Origin of the sequence: Caballeronia sp. GAFFF2, from assembly GCF_023631485.1 — a bacterium.
In the GTDB taxonomy this organism is placed as follows: Bacteria; Pseudomonadota; Gammaproteobacteria; order Burkholderiales; family Burkholderiaceae; genus Caballeronia.
The window spans coordinates 84,776-110,007 of sequence record NZ_JALQDA010000003.1 but is presented as its reverse complement, the minus strand read 5'-3'; the positions used below and the strand labels follow the sequence as shown (position 1 = coordinate 110,007).

Sequence of the window (25,232 nt, the reverse complement as noted above, 5' to 3'; positions counted from 1 at the left end):
CTTGAGTCACCGCAGAAATGCTGTTCAGTCGCGTTATTCGGTCGAGGTTTGCTTCGTCTTGCTCAGTGCTGCTCTTCGGGTTCCGACAGTGCCGCCACCAACTCGGTCAAGAGCTCGGGATCGAGCGGCTTCTGAATCCAGCCGGTCGCTCCCGCCGCGCGCGCCGCGTCCTTGAACGCTTCGCTGTCCTCGGTCGTCAGCACGAGCACCGGCGTTGCCTGGTAGGCGTGATTCACCCGCAACTCCGCGATCAAATCGAGCCCGCTCTTGCCGGGCATGTGCTGGTCCGTCAGGACGAGATCGAAACGCTCGGCGAGGGCCCATTCGAGCCCTTCGTTGCCGTCCGACGCGACGGTCACTTCGTAGCCCGCCGTCGTCAGCGTGGCGGAGAGAATCTGCCGCATGGCGGCGGAATCGTCGATTGCCAGAATGTTCTTGATCATGTGTGTCTCTTGCGGTCTTGCCGGGTTGACGGCTAAAACGTGTGGAGTCTTGAGAGTCTTTCGCGCGGATTTCGCTTTTATTGCGGTCGCGCTTGGAATACGGGCGCGAGTTTGTCCAGCACGGGAGCCGCGCCCGCCGCGTTGTCGAATGTCGCGGGCGGCGCGCCGTCGTCGCGCAACATGGCGCTCTCCGCGCGCCGGTTGAGCACGATGATGCTGATGCGCCGGTTTTCCGGGTCCATCGCGTCCTTGCGATTCAGGTTCTGCGTCGATGCAAGCCCGAGCACGCGCAGCACCTTCGCTTCGTCCATGCCGCCATAGATCAGCTCGCGCCGCGACGCGTTCGCGCGGTCCGCCGACAGTTCCCAGTTGCTGTAGCCCTTGTCGCCGCCGGCGTACTTCACGGCATCCGTATGTCCTTGCACGACTATTCGATTGGGCACGTCGTTCAGCGTCTTGCCTATCTCGCGCAAAATGTCGCGCATGTACGGCTGCACGGAGTCGCTGGAGAGCGCGAACATGGGCCGCTTCTGGGTATCGACAATCTCGATGCGCAAGCCCTGCTGGGTCGAATCGATGCGTATCTGCTGCCTGAACTGGCGCAAGGTCGGGTTGGCCTCGACGGCCGACATGAGCTTCACCTGGAGGTCGTGCAGGCGCTCTTGCTCGCGGCGTTCGATCTCGCCTTCGGCTTGTCTCAACGCGGCTTCATCGGGTCTTGCCGATGAGCGCACCGCGAACGGCGTATTGCCTTCGGTGGTGCGCACCGTGCCGGGCTCGGGGCTCGACAGATCGCGCCCGCCGCCCATGATGATGCTGGAGTCCATGCCGACGGTCTTGCCGCCGACCATCGCGGCCTTGAGCGGCGTGTTGAAGTATTCGGCGATACCGCGTCGTTGCACCGGCGAAGTCGAACTCAGAAGCCACATGAGCAGGAAGAACGCCATCATCGCGGTCATGAAGTCCGCGTAGGCAAGCTTCCACGCGCCGCCGTGATGTCCCTTGCGGCCCGCGACGATACGCTTGATGAAAATTGGCCGGTCTTTGTCGGGTGAACTCATGGCGTCGTTCCTCGCTTCACTTCGCGCGGACCCGGCGCACGTGTTCTTCCAGTTCGGAGAACGACGGGCGCTCGGTCGAGAACAGCACCTTGCGGCCGAACTCCACCGAGATGGCGGGCGCATAGCCGTTCAGACTCGCAAGGATCGTCACCTTGATGCACTGAAACATCTTGGTCTGCTCGGCCACGCGCTGCTCCGCCACGCCCGCGAGCGGGCCGATGAAGCCATACGAAAGCAGAATGCCGAGGAAGGTGCCGACGAGCGCCTGCGCGATCATCTCGCCGAGAATCGCGGGCGGCTGATCGGCGGAAGCCATCGTGTGCACGACGCCCATGACGGCCGCGACGATACCGAACGCGGGCATGGCGTCGCCCACTTTGTGCAGCGCTTGTGCGGGCGCTTCGCCTTCGGCGTGATGCGTCTCGATTTCCTCGTCCATGAGGCTTTCGATCTCGAACGCGTTCATGTTGCCGCCGACCATCAGCCGCAGATAATCCGTCAGGAATTCGACGATGTGCTCGTCCGCGAGAATCTTCGGGTACTGACCGAAGATCGGGCTTTTATGGGGATCGTCGATATCGCTTTCGAGGGTGAGCGTGCCTTCCTTGCGCGCCTTGGCGAGCAGGACGTAGAGCAGGCCCATCAGTTCCATGTACACATCCTTGTTGTACTTGGAGCCCTTGAACAGCGTGGGAATGACGCGCAGCGTCGATTTGATCGTCTTGATGCCGTTACCGAGGATGAATGCGCCGACACCCGCGCCCGCGATCATCAAGATTTCGACCGGTTGCACGAGCGCGCCAAGGTGGCCGCCTTCGAGCGCGTAACCGCCGAATACGGACAGCAATGTCACGAGCGTTCCAACGAAAATCAGCACAGTCGAGTCCTCAAGGTAGTTGCGGGATGACCGCCGTTATGTGGGTTTACGGCACGGCAAGGGAAAACTTTGGTGCATGACCGGGAGGTGAGGCAAACGCTAAAACCCGCGTGGGATGGGGCTCTGACGACATGCGGCGCAATGGCGCATGGCGCGCGGGGACGCTACGGTGCGAATGCCTTTTCGTGCGCGCAACGGCGGCGTATAGCTCTTCGCGATAAGCCAGTTGTTCGTGGTAGAAGGCGAGTTGACCGCGAGACGTGCGTCGATCTGGCAGCGAGGCGGCTCACTGGGATGAATGGCCTGTCATGGGCCGCAGACGTATGCCGACCAACTTACGAGGTGTCGGCACGGCGGCCGCTCGTCCGATCGGTTCATGCCGGCTGCGCGCCGTTGCGTTCGGTCAGCGCTGTGAGCGTGGAACGCAAACGCCGCCGTGATCGGCTCGAATCAACGCGCAGATCAGCCGGCCTCTATCGCCAATGCATCCGCGAGGAGGGTCGCGTCCGGCGCTGCGCTTTTGTCCTTTTCGTCGAGTGACGAAAAGGATGGCGTGATCGTCGAAGCGAAAGCGGCACAGCAAATGGCTCGACGACGCCACCCTCACCGCCTGCGCGGGTGAAAGCGAAGCCAATAACTGCGCCACGTCGTCCGAAAGCGCCAGCCGAGCCATGGCCGAAGCGCGGTCCGCAACCAATAGCTGCTGCGCCAGAAGCAAGTACGCGAGATTAAGCTCGCGAATCTCCGCGAGCGTGGTGGTTGTGCTGGCCGTCATCTTTTCCCCGAATCGATACCCGGCTCGTCAGGCCGTGCGGGAAACGTTTGCTCGGATCGCTCTGGATTGCGGCGATTCGGCCCCGCTCATGGTGTGGATTCGATTGTCGATGAGGCTTCGAGCGCGCGCCAATCGGATAAATCGACCGATTTACCGACGGAAAAGCCCGCGACGTCGTGTAAGAAAAATTCCTACGCGAAATAGTTGAACGGCTGTTTGAGCGAATCGGGAGCACCAAACTCAACTATCGGCTGCTTTTCATCTGACTTGACACGCTGTGAGCACGAATCGCCCCGTGCCATGCGCAGAACCGGCCCATATGCGTTAGGCCCGATCCGTGCTACTTCAATGCCTCGCGGCAATGCCCTGCGTGCGTCGAATTCGTCTACGTCATTGATATCGATGCACTTTTTGACTTCGTAACAGCCGTTGTTTCGTGCTGTAACAAGGTTAAGCGTTTGAAAAATGAAGTGTAATGCCGCGCTCGATCCCGATAATGAGCAGTAAGGGATAACCCGGTTGAACAGTTTCTTGTCCGGGCCAGTCTCGGGCGGCGTCTTCTATACGAACGCGGCCCGCCCGAACGGCATGCGTCGAGCGCTCGACCGGAGCGTGACTGCAATGCCTTAAATAACAGGAGAGTCACGTTATGCGAATCGCACAAATTGCACCGTTGCACGAAGCAGTTCCCCCGAAGTTTTACGGCGGCACCGAGCGCGTCGTGTCGTATCTGACCGACGCACTCGTCGACCTCGGCCACGATGTAACTCTGTTCGCCAGCGGCGATTCGCAAACCAAGGCGACTCTCGATGCGGCCTGGCCGCGCGCGCTGCGCCTCGACCCGACCGTGCGCGACGCGCTCGCGCCGCACATGCTCCTGCTCGAAACCGTCCGCCGCCGCGCGCATGAATTCGACGTGCTGCACTTCCACCTCGACTACATGCCGTTCCCGCTGTTCACGCAGATGGACACGCCTTTCGTGACGACGCTGCACGGCCGTCTCGACCTGCCTGAACTCCAGCCGATCTTCAACACGTTCACGAAGGCGAACGTGATCTCGATCTCGGACAATCAACGCACGCCGCTGCCGCAAGCCAACTGGCTAAACACGGTCTATCACGGTCTGCCGGAAGATTTGCTCACGCCGCAGCCGCACAAAAAGCCGGAATACCTGGCGTTCCTTGGCCGTATCTGCCCGGAAAAGCGCGCCGATCTGGCCATCAAGATCGCGGCGCAAAGCGGTTTGCCGCTGAAGATCGCCGCGAAAGTGGACAAGGTCGACCAGGAATATTTCAAGTCGACCATCGAGCCGCTCTTGTCGCAGGCGCATGTCGAGTTCATCGGCGAGATCAATGAAGCGCAGAAGCCGGAATTCTTGTCGGGCGCAAAGGCGCTGCTATTCCCGATCGACTGGAACGAGCCGTTTGGCCTCGTGATGATCGAAGCGATGGCATGCGGCACGCCGGTGATCGCGTTCAATCGCGGCTCGGTGCCGGAAGTGATCGATCATGGCGTGACCGGCTTTATCTGCGAAGACGTGCAAGGCGCAGTGGGCGCGCTGCATCGGATAGATGAGCTATCGCGCACGGAAATCCGCGCGCAGTTCGAGCGTCGTTTCAGCGCGAAGACCATGGCGCAAAATTACGTCGATAGCTACACGGCCATGCTTCAGGCGGCCAAGCGTCCGGTGCTTCGTCAGGTCGCAGTGGGCTAATACGCGGCGCGCCAGACCTTAGGTATCGTTTAAAAAAACCGCCCGACAACGGGCGGTTTTTCATTGTGTGAGCCCAATTCGACCCGCTAAGGATATTCCGAAGATTCTGCCGTTATCGCGTGAATTGACTGCAAATCAACCATTTTTGACAGTTTTGCCAAAGAATCGCGCTTAAACTCCGCTGCGCAAGAGGAGTTGAGCTTTCTTGCATCTTGTCGACGGTTGTTCATATTTTTCACGAAGGCAGGATCATGCAATTGTCGAAGCGTCTCGGCGCTGAAATTTTCGGTACTTTCTGGCTTGTGCTGGGCGGTTGCGGAAGCGCCGTGCTTGCCGCGGCCTTTCCTCATGTCGGCATTGGCCTGGCTGGCGTTTCGCTGGCGTTCGGTCTCACCGTGCTCACCATGGCTTACGCCATCGGCCATGTGTCGGGTTGCCACCTGAACCCTGCGGTCAGCATCGGTCTCGCGGTTGCGGGCCGCTTTCCGGTACGTGATCTCGGTCCGTACATCATCGCTCAGGTGATCGGCGCGACGCTCGGCGCATGGGTTTTGTCGCTGATCGCCACGGGCAATCCCGACTTCAATCTGGTTGCCAGCGGCTTCGCGGCGAACGGTTTCGGCGAGCACTCGCCGGGCAACTATTCGATGCTCGCGGCACTGGTTTGCGAAGGCGTAATGACTTTCTTCTTCCTGTTCGTCATTCTCGGCGCCACTGATGACCGCGCACCGAAGGGTTTCGCGCCGATCGCCATCGGCCTGTGCCTCACGCTCATCCATTTGATCTCGATTCCCGTCACCAACACGTCGGTGAATCCGGCGCGTTCGACTGGCCCGGCATTGTTCGTCGGCGGCTGGGCACTCGACCAGTTGTGGCTGTTCTGGATCGCGCCGTTGGCCGGTGCAATCGTCGCGGGCGTGGTGTACCCGATCCTGACGAGCGAACGCAGAAAGGCACTGATCACTGCCTAAGTACGTTTGATCATGCTTCAAAGAAGGGCGCCTCGTGCGCCCGTTTTGCTTTTCCAGCGCGAATTCTGTGCTCTTAGATTAAAGCGGCGAGACAAATGTAATGGACAATTACGAAGCATGCTTACTATCTTCGTTCGGCGCGCCGTTCCCTTGCTTGAAAGCCTTGCTGGACAAGGCTCCAGCTTGCTTCATCGTCTTTACGACGCGCTTTCATACCGTAACAACTCGTCGAGGCTTGTAAGACGCGCGGCGCTTACATTGGACTCATGCGACACGCGTCGCTCTAAAGGAGAACACCATGAAGCGCATCGTCACCCACATGCTCGTAGCTGTCGGCCTCGCGATCGGTGCGGTTGGAGCGGCTCAGGCCCACAGTGATCTTCACATCGGCGTTTCGCTCGGCGCACCCGCGTATGTGGCGCCGGCTCCGGTTTATGTGCGCCCGGCGCCGGTGTATGGCCGACCTTATTATCGTCATGACGAACCGCGCTGGCATGGCAACTACGGCCACGACAATGGCCGATGGAATCGTGCCGGCTGGCATGACAACGGCAATCACAATGGCTGGGGACGTCGCGGATAAGAATGATGGCGCAGTCGGCTGCGGCTGCGGTTGCCGGAGCTGCAGCGGCCGGAGCTGCGGTGGCGGTGGCGGTGGCGGTGGCGGTGACCTTTACGGTGGCGGTCGCGGTGGCACTTACGGTGGCAGTCGCAGTCGTACTTACGGTGGCAGTCGCCTTCGCAGTTGCGATGGCACTCGCGGTCGCCGTTGCCCGTCACAGTTGCGTTGGCAGTTGGAGTCGCAGTCGCAGTCGCACTTACGGTGGCAGTCGCCTTCGCAGTTGCGATGGCACTCGCGGTCGCCATTGCCGTCACAGTTGCGTTGGCAGTTGAAGTCGCAGTCGCACTTACGGTGGCGTTCGCCTTCGCAGTTGCGATGGCACTAGCGGTCGCAGTTGCGATGGCGGTTGAAGTCGCAGCACGAGCCACCGCCGCCCCGCACGCTCCATCAACAGGTCAGGCACCCGCAATTTCGTCACGAATCCCGAAAAGCTTGCGCAACTGATGCGCGACACCCGCCTCGAAATTGTTGCCAATGCGCGGTACATCCGGCAGCCGTTTGATGAGATCGGGATTCGCGTTTTTCATCATGAACGGATGCCCCGCCGTTTCGAGCAGATCGATGTCGTTCATGTTGTCGCCAAACGCGACGCATTGCGCGGGATCGATATCCAGTCGCTGCAAAACGTAGCGCAGCGCGCGTCCCTTCGACACATCCGAGGTCATCACCTCAAGACAGTCCGGCAGCGAATAAGTGACGTACAGCGAGTCGCCGAATTCGCGCTCCAGATTTGCCGCTGTCTCTTTCAGATCGGCCGGCTCGCCGATATACAGCACCTTCGCGATGTTCTCGCCGTCGTGCTCGCGCAGATCCATCACCTCGTACTTGAAGCCCGAATCCTGATGGAAAACGAGCAATTGCGGCGCGTGACGGTCGATCAGCCACGCGTCGTCGGCGAAGAGGTTGACGATCACGCGCCCATTGCCGCCCGCGAGATCCGGTTGCACCAGACGGCGAACGGCGGCGGGATCGAGATCGCGCGAGTAGATGCGTTCGTCGCCGGGCGCGTGCACGCGTGCGCCGTTCGACGTGATCAGATAGGCGTCGACGCCGAGCACATCGCGGATACCCGCGACGTCGCGATAATGCCGCCCCGTCGCGATCACGATAGGCACGCCGCGCGACGCGAGCGTGCGAACGGTGGTCGCGGTGAAGGGGTCGAGCTGGTGGTCGCTATTGAGAAGCGTGCCGTCGAGATCGGTTGCAATGGCCGAGTACATGAACTGCCCTGTGTGAGCGGATCGAAGCTGCCGCGAAGCGGGCTATTTTATCGCGCCCGACGATGCGCACGTCTCGCCATTTCCAACGCGCCAGCGGCCGAATCAGCGCGCGGGGATCGCACGCGTTCGCGCAAGGCGGCAGGCACGAACGGCTCGTAAAGCGCGGCAAGTCCGCCGCACAACGCAACGGGCAGCTTGCCCGCGGGATCGAGCGCGCCGACGAGCGTCTCGATCTCCCGTGCGGCCTGCGCGAGCAAACGCGCCGCCGCCGGATGATCGCGGAACTCGAAGACGAGCGGCGCGAGCGTGGCGTACACCGTCTGATTGGCGGCGCAGAGCCACACGACAAGGCTGTCGCGATCGCTTGCGCCGGTGCGTTCGAGCAGTGCGCGCGACCAGCCGTCGGCATCCGCGCGACCGTCGAGAACGCGCTGAAGATGCACGACCGCGCGCAGGCCGAGCCACGCGCCGCTGGCTTCGTCGCCGCTCGGAAAGCCATAACCGCCGGCGATTCGGCATACACCGGCTTCATCGAGCGATGCCGCGATGCTGCCCGTACCGAGCGCGACGATCACGCCCGCGTCGTCACCGTGCGCGCCCAGAACCGTGGTGTAGGCGTCGCTCTCGACGTTCAGTGCGCGCACGCGTGGCGCGTGAGCAAGAAAGCCCGCGAGCCAGTCTGCGTTATTGACGCCAGCCAAACCGCAGCCGAGCGAGCATGCGTTCCAGTCGAACGGCAGACCGGCGCTTTCGAAGGCGCGCCGGCAGGCATCGCCGATAGCCTGCCACGCGCGCTCCACGCCGAGCGCGAGCGCCGAGGGACCGCCGCTCGCGCGCGCGAGTTCGGCGCCGCCAGCATCGGCAAGAATCACGCGCGTGCCGCTGCCGCCGCCGTCGATGCCCAGCAGAAAGCCGTCGGAAGAAGTAAGAGTCGAGGTAGTCATGGCCGCAAGCTTACCGGTGCTGGCGGCGCGCGCCAATTGGCCGAATGGCCGAGGTGGCGGAAAGCGGCCCTTCGGCTATCCTGACGCGATCCGAAAACCGAGAAACGCAATGGCCGATACCGACGCAACCCGCTGCTCCTGGGCGACCGCCACGACGGACGCAATGGTCCACTATCACGACACCGAATGGGGCGTGCCCTCCCGCGACGATCGTCACCTCTTCGAAATGCTGGTGCTCGAAGGCGCGCAGGCCGGGCTTTCGTGGTCGACCATTCTCAACAAACGGGAGGGCTACCGCGCGCTGTTCGCGGACTTCGATATCGAGAAAGTCGCGCGCTTCACTGCGAAGGACATCGAGCGGATCGTCGGCGACGCGCGCGTGGTGCGTAACCGCATGAAGATCGAATCGGCGGTGCTCAATGCGCGCGCGGTCCAGCAAATTCAGGCGGAGCACGGGTCGTTCGCCAGCTTCGTGTGGTCGTTCGTCGGCGACGCGCCGATCGACACGCCCCGGAGCGCGGTCAATCCAACACCAGCATCGACGCCCGAGTCGGACGAACTCAGCCGCGCGCTCAAGAAGTACGGCTGCAAGTTCATCGGCACGACCATTTGCTATGCGTTCATGCAGGCGACCGGCATGGTCAACGACCACGTGGCGACGTGTCAGGCGCGGCAAAAAATCAAGACAAAACGGAAAGCGCCCGCCAAGACCAAGCAATGAGCCCAGTCCGATATGGAAAATCTTTGCTTTTTGGCAACATGCCTGAGTGCAAAAACTACGTATAAGGGAAGATCCTTATAGCTGACGTTTTTTTGCAGTGAAGCAGCGCGAAAACCTTACTGGATAAGGGTTTCCGATGCTTCTTCCGCACTGCACGAACGTGCGGTTCATGTAAAAATGGCGTCCTCGCGTGCGCCACCGCACCTTTTTACCGAGCCGAACCGTTATAACTGTCGGTAAGCGGATCGTTCAAGGAATCAAGAATCCGACGCGAGCATAAGGACGCTATGAGACCCAGGCGTCCAGGCCGGGAAAACCATCATGCTCGAAGCAGTACCCGGACAGCAGTCGCAACAATGCCGCTGTTCCGGTGCCGCAAGTGCAGGTTGCTCGAACTACTCAACGCTTGGCCGCTGCGCAGGGGCGCAGGGGAGAATGAATATGAAAAGCCTTAACTTCCTGACACATCAGGACATTTTCAACCGCGCAGTCCAGCATCTTCTCGTGCAAGGACAAGCCGCATTGCTGCCACACGGCGGCGGCGCGTATCGCGGATACTGCGGCGGCTGCCCGATCGGCAGCTTCATTCAGCCGCGCGACTACATCACGGCGATGGAAGGCATTCCCATTCGCTACATCGCGAAGGCGCCCGAAGTGGTGCCGGCGTATATGGATGTAGGCGTCGCGGGTCTCAAGCGTGCGCTCTTGCGCGCGCGTATCAACGTGTTCGATCCCAACACCGTCGAGTTGCTCTCCTGCCTGCAGAACGTGCATGACGTTTTCGGCAAATGGGAATGGCGCGAGCGTCTTGCTTCGATCGCGCGCCAGTTCGGTCTGTCGGCCGAGCTCCTGAAAACGGCTGCATAAGCGCTTCGGGTGTCGAGATGTTGAGCCCAATCACGATGTTGAGTCCAAAGGACATCTACCAACGCGTCAGCCGGCATTTGCTGGAGCAAGGCGCGGTATCGGAAGATGACAACGGTTCCTGCCGCCTGCGCAGCGCGAACGGGCGCAAATGCGCAATCGGTTCGCTGGTGCGCGACGAGCATTACGACCCGGCGCTCGAAGGCGTGGGAATTTCGTACTACCGGCACGCGCACGACGGCAAGCTATTGCGCGCGCTGTATGCGTCGAATGTGAATGCGTACGATCCGAACGTGATCGATCTATTGATGGAGCTGGAGCAGATTCACGACGACTCGAGCGTCGAGGAATGGCCACATCGGCTCGCGGTACTCGGCAAGCGTCACGCGTTCGTCTAAAGACCGGCGGTAGAAAGCAAAACGGCGGTGGGCCCTTACGGGTCGCACCGCCGTTTGCCTTTGCCGAACCAGATTCGCACCCGGCCCGAGGCGAAGACGCTTAGTGCATCTTCTTCGGCAGCATCTGGCTGCGCAGGCGCTTGCGCAGACGCGAAACGGCTGCTGCCTTCTTGCGCTTGCGCGCGGTGGTCGGCTTTTCGTACGACTGGCGCTCGCGAAGTTCCGCGATCAGGCCATTCTTTTCGATCGTGCGACGGAAACGCCGAATCGCGACATCAAACGGCTCGTTTTCTTTAAGGGTAATGGTGGTCATGTAAATCCTGTTTCGCTAAACGTATTTCTAACTGCACGACGGACAAACCCGCCGCGCGCCGGCACTCCGATCGTCCACCCAACACGGCGGACACGAGCAAAGCGGCCACGGAGGCCGGAAAAGAGAGAGAGTTGAGATTCAGTTGCGCGCTCGCTGGAAAGACGTGAACGCGCATTTGGAGCCGTCTGCTGCACATTGAGCATTTTCACGCTCGACGGCAAAGGCAAAAATCGGACACATTTCTCGATTCGGGCGCGATGTTACCAGAACCTCGCGCCCGTGCCAACACCTCGGTTCACTGCAAGCCTTTGATGCAGCGGAATTATTTTTGCCAGGCGCTGGCTTCGTCGAGCGCTTTGACATCTTCCGGCGTGAGTTGCAGGCGCGTGGCTTCTGCAAGGCTCTCCAGTTGCTGCACGGACGTCGCGCTGGCGATAGGCGCGGTCACGCTCGGACGCGCGATGATCCACGCAAGTGCGACCGTCGCCGGCGCCGTGTCATTGCGTCTGGCGACTTCAACGAGCGCATCGACAATTTTCAAACCGCGGTCGTTCAGGTACTTCTCTACACGCGAGCCGCGCGCCTTTTCCTGCGTGTCTTCCTTCGAGCGGTACTTACCCGATAGAAAGCCGCTTGCAAGACTGAAGTACGTCGCCACGGCGAGCTTGTTGGCATCGACGACCGGTTCGAGATCCGTCTCGTAGGCTTCGCGATCGTAGAGGTTGTATTCCGGCTGAAGGATTTCGTATGCGGGCAGTCCCGACTCCTTCGAGATCTTCAGCGCCTCTTCCACCCGCGCGCCCGAATAGTTCGACGCGCCGATCACGCGCACCTTGCCTGCGGCGATGAGCTTTTGATAAGCGCCGAGCGTTTCTTCGAGCGGCGTGTTTTCGTCGTCGCGATGCGAGTAGTACACGTCGATGTAACCGGTCTTCAGGCGCCGCAGCGAGTCGTCCACCGCCGCCGCGATATTCGCCGCCGAAAGCCCCGAGCGCGTGCTCAGCATGCCGACCTTGGTCGCCAGCACGATCTTGTCGCGCTTGCCGCTTTCCTTGAACCACTTACCGATGATCGTCTCCGACTCGCCGCCCTGGTGCCCGTCGATCCACGCGGAGTAAACGTCGGCGGTATCGACGAAGTTGAGGCCGTGATCAACGAACGCGTCGAGGATGGAGAACGACGTGCGCTCGTCCGCGGTCCAGCCGAACACGTTGCCGCCGAAAGAAAGCGGCGCGACTTTGAGATCCGATTTGCCGATGGTGCGTGTCTGCATATGTGCTCCGGATGCTTGATGGGTACGGATCGAAAAGGATACGCGGGAACGCGCCCGTGCGCTCGGCGCGCTTTTCGGTGCCTCGCGCAAAAGCGCCGAACTGAGCGGTTTTTCCCCGCCAGTTCCGCCCTTCGGCTCAAGGTGGACGGCTCGATAATCCGTGCAACGCTACCGAAATGCCGAGACCATGAACACCTTCGAAGCACTGGACCAAACGCCCGCACACGTCGCGACGAACGCCGACCAGCAGTTCGAGGCCGATCTCGCCGATGTGCTGCAAGCCGCGATCCTGCAGCATCAGACGCTCAACCTGCACGAGGCCGAAAAGCTCTATCTCCTCGTTCTAGACGCGCGGCCGCAACACGCCGACGCCAACTTCAACCTCGGCATGCTGATGGCGCAGCGCGGTCAATACGAGGCAGCCGTGCCGTTCTTCGAAACCGCGATCGGCACGGACCCGACGCAGCATATCTATTGGGCTACGTATATCGACGTGCTGACGCGCAGCGGTCAGGTCGCGGCGGCGAATATCGTGTTCGAAGTCGCGGTCGCGCAAGGCATGAGCGGGCCGGCAATCGAGAAACTGGCCGCCGAACTGCGCGATGCGACAAAGTCGCGCGAAGGCATCACGGCGCCAAACGGCCGCACGACGCCGACGCCGCAGGAAGTACAGCAGTTGCATGCGCACTTCAATGGCGGGCGACTCGAAGAAGCCGTGGCGCTCGCGAAGACCCTGACGCAGCGCTTCCCCACTTTTCTGCTGGGATGGGAAGTCATGGGCGTGGCCCAGGTTCGCCTGATGGACCTGCAGTCGGCCATTCCCTCGCTACGCCGTTATCTGCAATTGAAGCCGGATGGAATCGACGTTCGCCGAATCCTGGCCGACTCCCTGCGCCTCTTCGACAAGTTCTTCGAAGCGGAAGCCGAATGCCGGCGCATGATCGAGCAGGACCCGAACTATCCGGAAGCGCACCGCATTCTCGGCGTGACGCTGCGCTCGCTGATGCGCCTCGACGACGCGCAAGCTGCTTGCCGTCGCGCCGTGGAACTCGCGCCGTTGTCGGCGAAAGCGCACGAAACGCTCGGCGTGGTGCTGATGGACCAGACGCGGTTCGACGACGCGGAGAAGCATTCGCGTCGCGCGATCGAACTCGATCCAACTTGCGACAGCGCGCACGAGAACCTGTTGTTCTGCTTGTCGCACAAGGAAGAAATCGACCGGAAGGCGTACTTCGAGCAGCATCTGTACTTCGCCGAGCAATGCGCGAAGCCGCTGCAATCGACGTGGAAGAAGCATCGGAACCAGCCGGACCCGAACCGCTGCATTCGCGTGGGCTTCGTCTCGGGCGACTACAACCAGCATCCGGTGGCTGTCTTCATCGAGCCGGTGTTCCGCTATCTCGTGAACGATCCCAGCGTCACGGTGCACGCGTACTACAACCGCTCGGTGACCGACGAGGTCACGCGCACGCTGCGCGATATCGTGCCGCGCTGGCACGACGTCTCGGGTTATAGCGATGCCGCGCTCGCCGACAAGATTCGCGCGGACGGCATCGACGTGCTGATCGATCTTTCGGGGCACACGGCCTATAACCGCCTGCTGACTTTCGCGCGCAAACCCGCGCCGATCCAGGCGACGTGGATGGGCTATCTCGGCACGACCGGCATGACCGCGATGGATTACTACATCGGCGATCGCCACTATGTGCCTGAAGAACAGATCGACGGTCAGTTCGTCGAAAAGCTGGCGTATCTGCCGGCGTATGCGCCTTTCAAGCCCTCGGAACATGCGCCGGCGCTCAACGCGTTGCCCGCGCTCACCAACGGCCACATCACTTTCGGCAGCTTCAACCGCTTCAACAAACTGCGTCCGCGCACCATCGCGCTGTGGTCGGAACTGCTGCGCGCGGTGCCGGATGCGCGCATGTTGATCGCAGGCGTGCCGCGCGACAACAGCCACACGATTCTGATCGATTGGTTCGAGAAGGAAGGAATCGATGTGAGCCGGCTCGAGTTTCGTCAGCGCTCGTCGCTCGTGCGCTATCTCGCGCATCACCTCGACGCCGATATCGCGCTCGACACGTTCCCTTACGCGGGCGGCGTCACCACCATGCAGGCGCTGTGGATGGGCGTGCCCACGCTCACCTTGCCCGGCGAACTGATCGCGAGCCGAGGCAGCACGTCGGTGCTTTCCAACACGGGCCTCGGCGACTTCGTGGCTCGCGACCGCGCGGACTTCGTCGCGAAGGGCATCGAATGGGCGGGCCGGGTCGAAGAACTCGCGCAGATCCGCGCCGGCATGCGCGAGCGCTGCCTGCAATCGCCGGGCTTCCAGCCCGACACGGTGGCCCGCGCGCTCTCCGCCAGCATGCGCCAGATGTGGCAGCGCTGGTGCGCCGGCAAGGCTGCGGCCACGTTCGACGTCTGAAGCGAATTTTTTAACGAAAGAAGTCGCTCCGTCTGCCGTTAAAGCTCTCAGACGGGGCATTCAAAAACCGCGAGCATCGGCAGCAGAGCCCCGCTGGGCAAGCTTTAGCACGGATTTCCAGGTATTTATCAGGCAAATCGAAACGAGCACTAAAGTTTGCCTAGCACGGGCCGAAAACCTAAACAAGCGGCCAAACAAACAAACGACGGACGCTTCCGCCAAACGATGGCGTTATCAACTCAGATAAATGCGCCAGGCCTCATCGGAGAAACAAAATGATCGGTATCAATAGCAACATCAACTCGCTGGTCGCTCAGCAAAACCTGAACGGCACGCAAAGCGCACTGTCGTCGGCAATCACGCGTCTTTCGTCGGGCAAGCGCATCAACAGCGCAGCAGACGACGCAGCTGGCCTCGCAATCGCTTCGCGCATGACCTCGCAGATCAACGGCCTGAACCAAGGCGTTTCGAACGCGAACGACGGCGTGTCGATGGTTCAGACGGCTTCGAGCGGTCTGTCGCAGATCACGGACAACCTTCAGCGTATCCGTCAGTTGGCCGTGCAAGCATCGAGCGGCTCGCTGTCGACGGCTGACAAGACCTCGCTGCAACAAGAAGTGACGCAGCGTATCAGCGAAATCAACCGTATCTCGTCGCAAACCACGTTCAACGGCACGAACCTGCTCGACGGCACCGCCGGCAGCAAGACGTTCCAGGTTGGCGCGAACGTCGGCCAGTCGATCACGATCGACCTCGGCTCGGCAGCAAACGTCTCGGCTCTGTCGCTCGGCGGCAGCAACCCGCAGAAGGGCACGGTCATCGGCACGGTCGACGGTCTGAGCCTGGGCGACACGGGTGCATCCGCAGCTGCCAGTTCGGCAACGATCACGTCGGTCAACGTCATCGCTGACGGCTCCGGCGGCTACACGTTCACCGACCAGGACAACAAGGCACTCGGCAGCTCGTTCGCCTCGTCGAACGTGTTCACGGGTCTGTCCGCAGGCAGCACGAGCATCAGCCTGAACAGCACCAACGTTCCTTCGGCAACCGCAGCTCAAACGTCCGAAGTCGGCGCGCTGACCGCGAACAACACGCCGCCGCAAGTGTCGCAAATCGACATCAGCAAGGCGAACGGCGCATCGTCCGCAATCGAGGCAGTCGACAACGCACTGGATGCAGTGAACTCGCTGCAAGCTCAGTTGGGCGCCGTGCAGAACCGCTTCAGCTCGGTTGCCGCTACCCAGACCGCGCAGTCGACCAACCTGTCGTCCGCTCAGTCGCAGATCACCGACGCGAACTTCGCGCAAGAAACCGCGAACCTCTCGAAGGCTCAGGTTCTGCAACAAGCTGGTATCTCGGTTCTGGCGCAAGCGAACTCGATGCCCCAGCAGGTTCTGAAGCTCCTCGGCTAAGCATCGCCGACGCAGTAACCGGCGCGTCTCGATCACGGCGCGCCGGCGACGTACCCAGGGAGGCTTGCCTCCCGATTTGCATTTCCGCCAGAGGCGCCTTCATGACGAATCGCCTGCTGACGGCGCAGTAAAACGCATCTTCAACCGCTCACGGCAAGAAGCCAGAAACGGAGCCATACATGTCCACGGTAGCAACCACTTCGGCATCCACGGTCGATCCGACCAGCGCCGTCCAGCAGGCCGCGCAGTCGATCATCAGTGGCTCGACCAACTCCACGATGGATGTGAACTCGCTCGTCACCGCCATCGTCAACGCGAAGGTCGCCGGACAGACGGATGCGCTGACAGCCAAGCAAACCAAGGACAACACCCAGCTCACCGCGGTCGGCACGCTCAAGTCCGTGCTGTCGCTTTTGCAAAGCTCGGTGAGTTCGCTCGCGGACGGCACGACGCTCGGCGCCTTCACGGCGACCGGCAGCGGCAAGGGTCTGACCGGCACGGCCAGCACCGGCGCGGTCGCGGGCACTTATTCGGTCGCGGTCAGCAACATCGCCACCTCGCAATCGCTTACCTCCACCGCGTTCACCAGCACCGCGCAACTCGGCACGGGCACGATGAAGCTGTCGGTGGGCGGCAAGGACATGTCGATCAGCATCGACTCTTCGAACAACACGCTCGCGGGCATTGCGTCCGCGATCAACAAGGCAAGCGGTAACCCCGGCATCACGGCGGCGGTCGTCAACGGCACCGATGGCGCGCACCTCGTGCTGCGCTCGGCGTCGACGGGCCAGGCCAACGGCATTACCGTGGCGGTCACGCCGAACATGCAGTCCGACGGCACGACGCCCGACGACAACGGTTTGTCCAAACTCAACGTGGCATCGACGTTGAGCGCCGCCACGACAGATTCGAACGGCAATGCGGTTCCGGCACAGACGGCCATCAGCTCGTCGAACTGGACGCAGACGACGGCCGGCATGGACGCCAACTTCACCATCGCGGGCACGCCTGCCAGCAGCTCGACCAATGCGGTCACGACGGCGCTGTCCGGCGTGACGCTGAATCTCACGTCGGATGCGGTCAACACGACGCAGACCTTGACCATCGCGCAGGACACGGCTACGCAGAAGACGGCCATCGATGGTTTCGTCACCGCGTACAACAACTTCATCACGACGGCCGCGTCGCTGACTTCGTTCGATTCGACCCAGGCAGCCGGTTCGCAAGGCGGCGCGCTGCTCGGCGACTCGATGATGAACACCATTCGCAACGCCCTTTCCAGCACGATTGCCAAGGGCGTGGGTTCCGGCACGAGCCAGGTGAACCTCGCATCGATCGGCATTACGCTGCAACCGGACGGCACGCTCAAGACCGACGAAGACGCGTTGACCGCGGCATTGTCGAGCAACTCGGGCGCGGTGGCATCGCTCTTCAATTCGAGCACGGGCGTAGCCGCGCAACTGAACAACAGCCTGACCGGATTTCTCGCGACAGGCGGTATCGTCGATACGCGCACGACCGCGCTCACCGCCGATCTTTCGAGCATCACGGACCAGCAAACCGCGCTCGCTTCCTACACGGCGCAACTGACCACGACCTACAACGATCAGTTCACCGCGCTCAACACGCTGATGTCGCAGATGGCGACGCAGGGCAGCTACCTGACCGCGCTCTTCGGCGGCACCAACAGCGCGGGCGCGCTGGCAAGCAACAAGTCGTAAGGAACGAACATGAACCAGCAAGAAATGATTCAACACGCCTGGGCACTGACCGAGGCGATCGAAGCAGCGGTCAACGAAGAAAACTGGGCGCGCGCGGCCGAACTCACAGAGGCGCGTACGCCGCTCCTGATGGCCGTGGAAGCGAATCAGCCGGCTGAATCGCTCGCGACCATTCGCCGGATTCAGGCGAGCATCGAAGCAACGATGGGCCGTGCGAACGCCGCGCAAGCCATGCTGTCGACCGCGTACCGCAAGTCGATGGATCAGGCGAAAGCCGCCGGACGATATCAACAAGCCGCGCGCTTCTAAAGTTTTTCCGGCACGCGCCGATAACCTTAATAAGAACAACGAGAAGAACGCGTCAGACATGACGCGGCGCTTCGCTCTTGATGCCCGCCTCGCGCGGGCATTTTTTATTTGCGTCGCTCGAAGGCTTCAGCGGCCGAGGGTTAAGGTCAAATAAGCCGCGTACAAGATGCCATTGCCAAGCAACGCCCACAACACCACGCCATTGCCGCGCGCGTTGAAGCGCAGCCATGCCGCCGCCGCGAGCGTGATCAGCACGCCGGTCAGCACTTCCACGCGCGGCTCCCACGGCGTCAGCATGATGCCGATGCCCGGCAGCAAGGTGCCCTGAAATACCATCGCGCCTGTGATGTTGCCGAACGCGAGCGTATCTTTTCCGCGTCGCGCCCAAAGAATGCTGTTCACCTTTTCCGGCAGTTCGGTTGCAATCGGAATGATGATGAGCGAGAGCAAGAGCGGCGATATGCCAAGCGCCGCCGACACGCCTTCCACACCGTGGATGAAGCCCTTCGCCCCGCCGACGAGCAGCACGATGCCGATCAGGAACTGCAGCATGATCGACCCGATACCGTTCGGCAAACCCACGCGGGTGATGAAGAGACGCTCGGGCGCTTCCGTGCCGTGTCCGCTTTCGACAAGACTCGCCGATGCCTTGAACGTGGTGATCACGTAGATCACGTATAAGCCGACGAGGCCGACCGCGAACATCGCCCGCACCTGCCACGCATGATGCGGCACGAACATGGCGCCGGCCGCAATCAGGAACGCGACGAGAAAGAAGTTCAGGTCGCGCGTGAAGCCGCTGCGCTCGGGCACGATCCGGCCGCGCAAGCCACGCGATTTGATGACCGCGAGCGTCATCAGGAAAGTGGAAAGCGTCGCGAGCATGAGTGGCGCGCCGAGAATGGCGCCGACACCGATTTCTTCGTTAACCGAATGGCTCGCCGTGCCGCCCAGCAGCGCGATGATCGGCACGGTCGTTTCCGGCAGCGCCGTGCCGACCGCCGCGAACAGCGATCCAGTCACGCCCTCCGATATGCCGAGCCGTTCGCCGAGATGTTCGAGCGCATTGGTGAAGAGTTCCGATGCGATGAGAATGACCGCGAGCATCAACGCGAGTTCGACGAAAAGCATCGTCATGCGGCACCTCGCGGGAAACGATGCAACGCGCGGGCGCGAATGAGCGCGCAGAGAGACAGGGATTTTTGTAGTTGTGGGGACACGATGATTCCACGGTCGGACGTTCAGCGAACCACGATGCGCCATGCGCCGTCCGACCAAGAACGACAAAGCGCATCGATGGTCTCGCCAAACCGCCGGAATGCGACAGCACCGACCGGTCGAACGCGCCACGGCAGCAAGGCCGAGGATGTTGACGCGTTCTCCTTCGCTGATGGAAGGAAGGCTACTCCCCAAAGACCGGGGCAGTGTAGCCTGAGCCGCCCGGTTCGGCAACCCGCACGGCGCGTTCGAGGCATAAGCGTATGCGCAACGATTCGTTGTCGAGCGGCGAGCGCTTCGCTAACCTAGCCGCGCGGATGCGCTACTTGCTCGCCACACGCGCACAGGGTAAAACCAGCCACAAGAACAATCGTAATGTGACCAGCCGGGTCACGGGAGATCTCATGCGCAACACACTTTTCGCTGCCGCCATCGCCGCGACGTTCGCCGCCGCGCCGCTTATCGCAATGGCCAAGCCGCTCACCATCTGCACAGAATCGAGCCCGGACGGCTTCGATGTCGTGCAGTTCAATTCGCTCGTGACGACCAACGCGTCGGCGGATGTCATCTTCAACACGCTCGTGTCATACGACGAGGCCGCGAAGAAAGTCGCGCCCGCGCTCGCCGAGAAGTGGGACCTCAGCAGCGACGGTCTCACCTACACGTTCCATCTGCGTCCGAACGTGCAGTTCCAGACCACCGACTACTTCAAGCCGACGCGTCCGCTCAATGCCGACGACGTCGTCTTCACCTTCGAGCGCATGTTGTCGGACAGCAACCCCTGGCACAAGATCGCGGGCGCGAGCGGCTTTCCGCATGCGCAATCGATGGGTCTCGTGAAGCTCATCAAGGCCGTGACCAAGGTCGATGACAAAACGGTGAAGTTCGAACTCAACGAGCAGAACGCGACCTTCGTGCCGATCCTCACGATGGGCTTCGCATCGATCTATTCGGCGGAATATGCGGACAAGCTGCTGAAAGCGAACCAGCAAGTCGATCTGAACAGCAAGCCTGTCGGCACCGGTCCGTTCGTGCTCAAGAGTTATACGAAAGACGCGGTGATCCGTTATGACGTGAATCAGAGCTACTGGGGGCCGAAGCCTAAAATCGATCGCCTGATTTATGCCATCACGCCGGACGCCGCCGTGCGCGCGCAGAAGATCAAGGCGGGCGAATGTCAGATCGCGTTGTCGCCGAAGCCGCAGGACGTGCTCGACGCGAAGAAGGACAAGTCGCTGAAGGTTAGCGAGACGCCCGCATTCATGACCGCGTTCGTCGCGCTGAACACGCAGAAGAAGCCGCTCGATAACCCGAAGGTGCGGCAGGCGTTGAACATGGCGTTCGACCGCACCACCTATACGAAGACGGTGTTCGAAAACACGGGAACGCCCGCTGTGAACCCGTATCCGCCGAACACGTGGAGCTATGATAAGAACATCGCGGCGTACAAGTATTCGCCCGATGCCGCGAAGAAACTGCTCGCGGATGCAGGCTTGCCCAATGGCTTCGAAACGACCATCTGGGTGCGTCCGAACGGCAGTGTGCTGAACCCGAATCCGAAAGCTGGCGCCGAACTGCTGCAGGCGGATCTGGCGAAGATCGGCGTGAAGGCGCAGGTGAAGATCATCGAGTGGGGCGAACTCATCAAGGAAGCCAAGCAGGGCCAGCACGACATGCTCTTCATGGGCTGGGCCGGCGATAACGGCGATCCGGACAACTACCTCTCGCCGCTTTTCAGTTGCAATGCGGTGAAGTCGGGCATCAACTTCGCGCGCTTCTGCGACCCGCAACTCGATAAGCTCATCGCGGATGGCAAGGTCACCTCCGACGTCGCGAAACGCACGAAGGCTTATGTGGACGCGCAGAAGATCATCCACGATCAGGCACTGTGGATTCCGCTCGTTTATCCGACTGCGGCGGCAATCACGCGTGCCAACGTCAGCGGCTATAACGTGAGTCCGTTCGGGCGGCAGAACTTCGGGGCTGTGTCGGTGCAGTGAGGGTTTAGAGAAGGCATCGACGAATGACACACGAGGATGAAGCATCTGCATTGATGCTTCATCCCGTCTCGACTGGCTGACATCGACCGAGGAGGTGCAAGCTATCCACGCGTGCTACTCTTCGGAATCAACCTCTAGCAGCGCCTCTTCCGCCTCTGCCTCGACATCGTCGAAACAAGGCACATTAGGAATGAATTTCGCATGTGCCAAGCGCAGATAATCCTTGGCGCTATCTAGATCAGCTTCGTAGGAAAGTTGCTGGTTGATGAAGCGAAGCTTGGAGCGCGCATCATTAATCACGTCCGCCCAAGACCTGATCCACACCGTAATGTTTAACTCAGCGTCGTCGAATACCTGACCCTTTGGGCGATTCCTCTGGTTTGCCTCTCGCTTGGCGAAAGCGTCGAGATCATTCGAAACGGCTAAGAAAGTCCACCTGGCCGGCACGTCACGGAATCGCTCATCGGCCGCAACCGCCATCGCATACTTCTTGATCTGGGTGATAGCTTCGTCGTCAATCTTCTTGGACGGACGCTTAAGCTCGACGATCAAGTATTCATACTCGCCTGTTCTCGGCTGTATCACTTTCTGAAGCATCAGATCGACACGGCCGCGTTTGCCAGAGCCTACGTCGACCGGTGTTATTACTTCGACGTCTTCTCTGTCTCCTAGCTTGAATAGATGCTTTTTGAGAACGTCTTCGAGTCGCTGCTCGCTGCCTGCCAGAGTGAACGCTTCATCAAACAACCAGGACTCGGCCTCAAGCGTTTTATGTAGTTGGTCACGCTCAAGCAGCGCAGCCTTACTGTCACGGTCGAAAAGAAGAGTCTCCAGCGCGGTTAAAAAATTTAGTCGATTAGCTACGACCTTTGCCGAACTAATGATTGACGACAGACTTGTTTTCTTCAACAGCGCGGCTAGATCGTCTTGCGCCTCCTGCTTCAGCCCCAAGACCTCACTGATGATGACTTGAACTGATTCAGGATTCTGGCGAATAGCTTGCGCCAGAAGTTGAAATGTAAATCGTCGCGACTTCGTGTCGGCTTCCTCGAATGAGGGGAGATAGCTCTGCACGTTCACAGCAAGGATATCAAAGACCTGCCGCTCAACCGTCTCAATCGGGCCGATGTCGGCTCTCTCCTCATAGGGATAGATGTTCTCTGCCTTCCACTTGGACACGACCTCACTCTGATTCTCTGCGAGCCTTCGCCGAAAATGATCTTTCGTTCTTGAACGTACAACCTTTAATACCTGTTGTACGTCCGGATGAATTTCCGAGAGGGCAAGTTGGTTCGTCTGATCCAACTCGCGGAATAGGTCAGCTTTCACATAGACTGTGAAGTGGTAACCAGGAGCTCTTATGTGCTGCCCAACGGACAACTCGTGCAGCGTAACTCCGTTTGCATCACACAGATGGAGCACACGTTCGGTCGGTACCTTCCATTCGACTATCGACATCGAGGAAGATATCTCTCGGCCGTCAGCGAGAATCACGTTACGCAAATGGTAGTCCGATCGGCATTGCTGCACGTCTTCGGGATTCACTCGCGAGCCATCGAACTCGAGCCTCAAGTCAGGATATTCAGGAAGATAAGCCGCAAAATTCTTTGTCAAGCCCATTAACATCGTCCCGTCCCTGAACGAGCGAAAGTCGTGGCTTAGATTTTCTATTACTACTTCCGTCCCAGTTCCTTTCAACGCGCGAGTTACCTCTGGCTCGCTTACGTCGAAGTCATCAATCTCGTTCACGTGGCCGACAATTCGATACGCCCTCAGGCCACGTTTGTCTTGGTAGACGGTACTCCACTGAACGAGTTCTCCAAGGCTGAAGGCCTTGAAACGGCCTTTGCCATTCTTTCCGTGCAACGCTCGACCGTTCTGTCTGCCCTTAAGCTTTTTCCAAGAATCACCCAGACTGCCGAAAAACGCATTCACGTCAGAATGGTTGATACCACCCCCGTCATCGCTAACAATGATTGTCTCTAGGCAATTAAGCTCGTTGAACTTTAACGTGACGCTTACTTGTGTTGCTCCGGCGTCAAAACCGTTCCAGATTAATTCAGAAAGGGCGGACCTCGGGGTCGCAGAGGTCTGCGACTTAATGAAGTCTCGCTTTGCTTGCACATGCACCTTCGCCATAGGCCCCTCGGCTATTTTTTTTAACTACCAAATTTTGTGTGGTGGGAGCGTAGCACGTGGAACGCCGTGTGTGCATAAGGCTTCATTGCAATACGTTAGTCTCGAGCGTGACGCGTCTTTCCGCGGATCGACTTTCCTACCCTGCCGAAAATCATCAAGACGCATCGCTCATGAATTCAACCAGGCGAGTACCGGATCACCCCGTCTTCGCCCGTCTCGCGCGTAAGCGTGCCATCCAGCCACAACAAGTTCAGATGCGCGAGCGCTTCGCCAAGTGCGAAGGTCATCTGATGGATATCGAGCTTGCGCTTGAACATGATCGGCACGATATCTCCCGCGCTGCACGGACGCTGCGTGCACGCCTCGACCACTTCCGCAAGCCGCGCGCGATGATGGTCCCGCAACTGACCGATACGCGTGAGCACGCCGCGAAACGGCTTGCCATGCGAAGGCAAGGCGAGCACGTCGGCGGGCATGTGTTCGTAGCGTCCCAACGATTCGAGATATAGCGCAAGCGGATTGCCTTCCGGCTCGATAGCGAACACGGACACGTTCGTCGAGATGCGTGGCAAAACCATATCGCCGGAAATGAGCAACTTGTCCGCCGCGCAATACAGCGCACTATGTTCGGGCGAATGACCGTAGCCCGAAATGATTTGCCATTCGCGTCCGCCAATCGCGATACGGTCGCCATCGCGGATACGGCGGAACTCGGCGGGGATGGAAGGCACGAGCGTCGGGTAATAGCTGTCGCGCTTTCTCAATGCATCGAGCGATGCCTCGTCCGTTAGACCATGCGCCCCAAAGTGCTTCGCCGCGCGCTCGCCGCCGGCGTTCGAGCCATCGCCCGCGGCCATCACGCGGCCCATTGCATACTCGCCGAGCGCAATCCAGAGACGCACGTTCCAGCGCGCCTTGTCGCCACCCTTGCAAATCCAGTCGGCAAGACCGAGATGATCCGGATGGCAATGCGTGACGACCACGCGCAGCACAGGCAAGCCGTCGAGCGCGCTGTCGAACACGCTTTCCCAGTTCGCGCGAATATTTTCGTTCGAGATGCCGCAATCGATGATGGTCCAGCCCTGCACGCCATCGATCTCATCGCGCAATAGCCACAGATTGATGTGATCGAGTGCGAACGGCAAAGGCATGCGCAGCCAGTAAAGGCCAGGCGCGACTTCCTTCACGCGCCCCGCTTCGGGCAATTCGTCGGCAAAAACATAATCGAGTTGATGTTCGAGTGCGTTCATTCTTTTGCGCCTCTGAAGTGTGCATGAATGCGGGTTCAAGCCACGTTGCAATTTCGTCAGGTTGACGATAACGTAAACCTCATTCTAACGTCGCATGTGTGATCACGTGCTCCGGCGCCGGCAATGACTCAAGCCATTCACTACACCATCAGCGAACTGGCGCGCGAGTTCGACATCACGTCGCGCGCCATTCGCTTCTACGAAGACCACGGTCTGCTCGCGCCCGAGCGCGACGGCGCGAACGGCCTGCGGCGTGTGTATTCGTCACGCGATCGCACGCGCCTGAAACTCACGCTACGCGGCAAGCGGCTCGGCTTTACGTTGTCGGAGATTCGCACGCTGCTGGACTTGTACGACTCGCCCACGGGCGGCACGCGGCAGTTGCAGGCTTTTGTCGATACCATCGCGGCGCATCGCGAAGTGCTCGAGCGGCAACTCGTCGATCTCACCACGACACTCGCCGAACTCGAAACATACGAGAAGCAAGGCCGCGCGCTCCTTGCCGCTGGCGTCGAAAAGCGCGCCCGCAGAGCCAAAGCCGCATGATGGCCAACGAGAC

The 25,232-nt window shown here is 60.4% G+C and carries 23 protein-coding genes and 1 riboswitch; of the genes, 12 read left to right on the top strand and 11 right to left on the bottom strand.

The features are described 5' to 3' along the window. Nucleotides 1-62: 62 nt before the first annotated feature. From NCT04_RS00990 to flhD, 4 genes are all read right to left on the bottom strand, one after another. Complete coding sequence (locus NCT04_RS00990) at nt 63-443, bottom strand: response regulator (protein WP_244826814.1); 381 nt, start codon at nt 441-443, stop codon at nt 63-65. Nucleotides 444-520: 77 nt separating this feature from the next. Next, entirely contained in the window at nt 521-1,504 is a 984-nt protein-coding gene (gene motB / locus NCT04_RS00985) for a flagellar motor protein MotB (protein WP_244826813.1), read from the bottom strand. A gap of 16 nt (nt 1,505-1,520) precedes the next feature. Then, nucleotides 1,521-2,381 carry a flagellar motor stator protein MotA gene (gene motA, locus NCT04_RS00980; protein WP_244826812.1) on the bottom strand — a complete coding sequence of 287 codons (861 nt, stop codon included), beginning with the start codon at nt 2,379-2,381 and terminating at the stop codon, nt 1,521-1,523. A 403-nt stretch (nt 2,382-2,784) separates the two neighbouring features. Beyond that, on the bottom strand, nt 2,785-3,156 hold the full coding sequence (flhD, locus tag NCT04_RS00975) for a flagellar transcriptional regulator FlhD (protein WP_250462702.1): 372 nt from the start codon (nt 3,154-3,156) through the stop codon (nt 2,785-2,787). A 649-nt stretch (nt 3,157-3,805) separates the two neighbouring features. On the opposite strand from flhD, the gene NCT04_RS00970 reads away from it, so the two are divergent. The 3 genes from NCT04_RS00970 to NCT04_RS00960 all read left to right on the top strand — a co-directional run bounded on the left by NCT04_RS00970 (nt 3,806) and on the right by NCT04_RS00960 (nt 6,424). Then, a complete protein-coding gene (locus tag NCT04_RS00970; RefSeq protein ID WP_244826810.1) occupies nt 3,806-4,870 on the top strand; it encodes a glycosyltransferase family 4 protein in 1,065 nt (354 codons plus the stop codon). Between the two features lie 251 nt (nt 4,871-5,121). Next, nucleotides 5,122-5,841 carry an aquaporin Z gene (aqpZ, locus tag NCT04_RS00965; RefSeq protein WP_244826809.1) on the top strand — a complete coding sequence of 240 codons (720 nt, stop codon included), beginning with the start codon at nt 5,122-5,124 and terminating at the stop codon, nt 5,839-5,841. Nucleotides 5,842-6,139: 298 nt separating this feature from the next. Further along, entirely contained in the window at nt 6,140-6,424 is a 285-nt protein-coding gene (locus NCT04_RS00960) for a PXPV repeat protein (protein WP_250462698.1), read from the top strand. Nucleotides 6,425-6,858: 434 nt separating this feature from the next. Here the strand turns inward: NCT04_RS00960 and NCT04_RS00955 are convergent, their stop codons facing one another. Continuing rightward, nucleotides 6,859-7,683 carry a Cof-type HAD-IIB family hydrolase gene (locus NCT04_RS00955; protein WP_250462695.1) on the bottom strand — a complete coding sequence of 275 codons (825 nt, stop codon included), beginning with the start codon at nt 7,681-7,683 and terminating at the stop codon, nt 6,859-6,861. 47 nt (nt 7,684-7,730) lie between these two features. After that, nucleotides 7,731-8,627 carry a glucosamine kinase nucleotide-binding domain-containing protein gene (locus NCT04_RS00950; protein ID WP_250462693.1) on the bottom strand — a complete coding sequence of 299 codons (897 nt, stop codon included), beginning with the start codon at nt 8,625-8,627 and terminating at the stop codon, nt 7,731-7,733. A 109-nt stretch (nt 8,628-8,736) separates the two neighbouring features. Here NCT04_RS00950 and NCT04_RS00945 point away from each other — a divergent pair, with 109 nt between their 5' ends. The 3 genes from NCT04_RS00945 to NCT04_RS00935 all read left to right on the top strand — a co-directional run bounded on the left by NCT04_RS00945 (nt 8,737) and on the right by NCT04_RS00935 (nt 10,610). Next, nucleotides 8,737-9,348: a DNA-3-methyladenine glycosylase I gene (locus tag NCT04_RS00945; RefSeq protein ID WP_244826805.1), complete on the top strand. Its 612-nt coding sequence runs from the start codon at nt 8,737-8,739 to the stop codon at nt 9,346-9,348. A 441-nt stretch (nt 9,349-9,789) separates the two neighbouring features. Next, entirely contained in the window at nt 9,790-10,215 is a 426-nt protein-coding gene (locus NCT04_RS00940; protein ID WP_244826804.1) for a hypothetical protein, read from the top strand. A gap of 35 nt (nt 10,216-10,250) precedes the next feature. Continuing rightward, nucleotides 10,251-10,610 carry a phospholipase D-like domain-containing protein gene (locus tag NCT04_RS00935; protein ID WP_250462691.1) on the top strand — a complete coding sequence of 120 codons (360 nt, stop codon included), beginning with the start codon at nt 10,251-10,253 and terminating at the stop codon, nt 10,608-10,610. 100 nt (nt 10,611-10,710) lie between these two features. On the opposite strand, the gene rpsU is transcribed toward NCT04_RS00935, so the two are convergent. Both rpsU and NCT04_RS00925 read right to left on the bottom strand, forming a co-directional pair. Next, nucleotides 10,711-10,923, bottom strand: coding sequence for a 30S ribosomal protein S21 (rpsU, locus tag NCT04_RS00930; protein WP_244826802.1), 213 nt, complete (start codon nt 10,921-10,923; stop codon nt 10,711-10,713). Nucleotides 10,924-11,245: 322 nt separating this feature from the next. Continuing rightward, nucleotides 11,246-12,196: an aldo/keto reductase gene (locus NCT04_RS00925; protein ID WP_250462689.1), complete on the bottom strand. Its 951-nt coding sequence runs from the start codon at nt 12,194-12,196 to the stop codon at nt 11,246-11,248. A gap of 187 nt (nt 12,197-12,383) precedes the next feature. Between NCT04_RS00925 and NCT04_RS00920 the strand changes: the two genes are divergently transcribed. The 4 genes from NCT04_RS00920 to NCT04_RS00905 all read left to right on the top strand — a co-directional run bounded on the left by NCT04_RS00920 (nt 12,384) and on the right by NCT04_RS00905 (nt 18,066). Further along, nucleotides 12,384-14,624, top strand: a complete 2,241-nt coding sequence (locus NCT04_RS00920) for a tetratricopeptide repeat protein (protein WP_244826800.1) — start codon at nt 12,384-12,386, stop codon at nt 14,622-14,624. Between the two features lie 275 nt (nt 14,625-14,899). Beyond that, nucleotides 14,900-16,036 carry a flagellin gene (locus tag NCT04_RS00915; RefSeq protein WP_244826799.1) on the top strand — a complete coding sequence of 379 codons (1,137 nt, stop codon included), beginning with the start codon at nt 14,900-14,902 and terminating at the stop codon, nt 16,034-16,036. Nucleotides 16,037-16,215: 179 nt separating this feature from the next. Further along, entirely contained in the window at nt 16,216-17,757 is a 1,542-nt protein-coding gene (gene fliD, locus NCT04_RS00910) for a flagellar filament capping protein FliD (RefSeq protein ID WP_250462684.1), read from the top strand. A 9-nt stretch (nt 17,758-17,766) separates the two neighbouring features. Continuing rightward, nucleotides 17,767-18,066 (top strand): flagellar protein FliT, encoded by a 300-nt coding sequence (locus tag NCT04_RS00905; RefSeq protein ID WP_244826797.1) that lies wholly within the window; start codon nt 17,767-17,769, stop codon nt 18,064-18,066. 126 nt (nt 18,067-18,192) lie between these two features. On the opposite strand, the gene NCT04_RS00900 is transcribed toward NCT04_RS00905, so the two are convergent. Then, nucleotides 18,193-19,203 carry a sodium:calcium antiporter gene (locus tag NCT04_RS00900; protein WP_250462681.1) on the bottom strand — a complete coding sequence of 337 codons (1,011 nt, stop codon included), beginning with the start codon at nt 19,201-19,203 and terminating at the stop codon, nt 18,193-18,195. Nucleotides 19,204-19,324: 121 nt separating this feature from the next. Continuing rightward, a riboswitch (yybP-ykoY riboswitch) is annotated at nt 19,325-19,489 on the bottom strand. 199 nt (nt 19,490-19,688) lie between these two features. Between NCT04_RS00900 and NCT04_RS00895 the strand changes: the two genes are divergently transcribed. After that, nucleotides 19,689-21,284 (top strand): ABC transporter substrate-binding protein, encoded by a 1,596-nt coding sequence (locus NCT04_RS00895; RefSeq protein WP_250462678.1) that lies wholly within the window; start codon nt 19,689-19,691, stop codon nt 21,282-21,284. 114 nt (nt 21,285-21,398) lie between these two features. Here the strand turns inward: NCT04_RS00895 and NCT04_RS00890 are convergent, their stop codons facing one another. Together NCT04_RS00890 and NCT04_RS00885 are read right to left on the bottom strand one after the other, a co-directional pair. After that, nucleotides 21,399-23,423 (bottom strand): ATP-binding protein, encoded by a 2,025-nt coding sequence (locus tag NCT04_RS00890; RefSeq protein ID WP_250462676.1) that lies wholly within the window; start codon nt 23,421-23,423, stop codon nt 21,399-21,401. Between the two features lie 176 nt (nt 23,424-23,599). Further along, entirely contained in the window at nt 23,600-24,673 is a 1,074-nt protein-coding gene (locus tag NCT04_RS00885; RefSeq protein ID WP_250462673.1) for an MBL fold metallo-hydrolase, read from the bottom strand. A 123-nt stretch (nt 24,674-24,796) separates the two neighbouring features. Here NCT04_RS00885 and NCT04_RS00880 point away from each other — a divergent pair, with 123 nt between their 5' ends. Next, nucleotides 24,797-25,219, top strand: coding sequence for a MerR family transcriptional regulator (locus NCT04_RS00880; protein ID WP_250462670.1), 423 nt, complete (start codon nt 24,797-24,799; stop codon nt 25,217-25,219). The last annotated feature ends 13 nt before the right edge of the window (nt 25,220-25,232 follow it).

What these genes read in the sequence shown, in the direction of transcription:
- NCT04_RS00895 (WP_250462678.1), top strand. Translation starts at nt 19,689, where the DNA reads ATGCGCAACACACTTTTCGCTGCCGCCATCGCCGCGACGTTCGCCGCC.
- NCT04_RS00920 (WP_244826800.1), top strand. Translation starts at nt 12,384, where the DNA reads ATGAACACCTTCGAAGCACTGGACCAAACGCCCGCACACGTCGCGACG.
- NCT04_RS00950 (WP_250462693.1), bottom strand. Translation starts at nt 8,627, where the DNA reads ATGACTACCTCGACTCTTACTTCTTCCGACGGCTTTCTGCTGGGCATC.
- NCT04_RS00915 (WP_244826799.1), top strand. Translation starts at nt 14,900, where the DNA reads ATGATCGGTATCAATAGCAACATCAACTCGCTGGTCGCTCAGCAAAAC.
- NCT04_RS00960 (WP_250462698.1), top strand. Translation starts at nt 6,140, where the DNA reads ATGAAGCGCATCGTCACCCACATGCTCGTAGCTGTCGGCCTCGCGATC.
- NCT04_RS00955 (WP_250462695.1), bottom strand. Translation starts at nt 7,683, where the DNA reads ATGTACTCGGCCATTGCAACCGATCTCGACGGCACGCTTCTCAATAGC.
- rpsU (WP_244826802.1), bottom strand. Translation starts at nt 10,923, where the DNA reads ATGACCACCATTACCCTTAAAGAAAACGAGCCGTTTGATGTCGCGATT.
- fliD (WP_250462684.1), top strand. Translation starts at nt 16,216, where the DNA reads ATGTCCACGGTAGCAACCACTTCGGCATCCACGGTCGATCCGACCAGC.
- NCT04_RS00905 (WP_244826797.1), top strand. Translation starts at nt 17,767, where the DNA reads ATGAACCAGCAAGAAATGATTCAACACGCCTGGGCACTGACCGAGGCG.
- NCT04_RS00940 (WP_244826804.1), top strand. Translation starts at nt 9,790, where the DNA reads ATGAAAAGCCTTAACTTCCTGACACATCAGGACATTTTCAACCGCGCA.
- aqpZ (WP_244826809.1), top strand. Translation starts at nt 5,122, where the DNA reads ATGCAATTGTCGAAGCGTCTCGGCGCTGAAATTTTCGGTACTTTCTGG.
- flhD (WP_250462702.1), bottom strand. Translation starts at nt 3,156, where the DNA reads ATGACGGCCAGCACAACCACCACGCTCGCGGAGATTCGCGAGCTTAAT.
- NCT04_RS00945 (WP_244826805.1), top strand. Translation starts at nt 8,737, where the DNA reads ATGGCCGATACCGACGCAACCCGCTGCTCCTGGGCGACCGCCACGACG.
- NCT04_RS00990 (WP_244826814.1), bottom strand. Translation starts at nt 443, where the DNA reads ATGATCAAGAACATTCTGGCAATCGACGATTCCGCCGCCATGCGGCAG.
- NCT04_RS00885 (WP_250462673.1), bottom strand. Translation starts at nt 24,673, where the DNA reads ATGAACGCACTCGAACATCAACTCGATTATGTTTTTGCCGACGAATTG.
- NCT04_RS00880 (WP_250462670.1), top strand. Translation starts at nt 24,797, where the DNA reads ATGACTCAAGCCATTCACTACACCATCAGCGAACTGGCGCGCGAGTTC.
- motB (WP_244826813.1), bottom strand. Translation starts at nt 1,504, where the DNA reads ATGAGTTCACCCGACAAAGACCGGCCAATTTTCATCAAGCGTATCGTC.
- NCT04_RS00970 (WP_244826810.1), top strand. Translation starts at nt 3,806, where the DNA reads ATGCGAATCGCACAAATTGCACCGTTGCACGAAGCAGTTCCCCCGAAG.
- NCT04_RS00890 (WP_250462676.1), bottom strand. Translation starts at nt 23,423, where the DNA reads ATGGCGAAGGTGCATGTGCAAGCAAAGCGAGACTTCATTAAGTCGCAG.
- NCT04_RS00935 (WP_250462691.1), top strand. Translation starts at nt 10,251, where the DNA reads ATGTTGAGTCCAAAGGACATCTACCAACGCGTCAGCCGGCATTTGCTG.
- NCT04_RS00900 (WP_250462681.1), bottom strand. Translation starts at nt 19,203, where the DNA reads ATGACGATGCTTTTCGTCGAACTCGCGTTGATGCTCGCGGTCATTCTC.
- NCT04_RS00925 (WP_250462689.1), bottom strand. Translation starts at nt 12,196, where the DNA reads ATGCAGACACGCACCATCGGCAAATCGGATCTCAAAGTCGCGCCGCTT.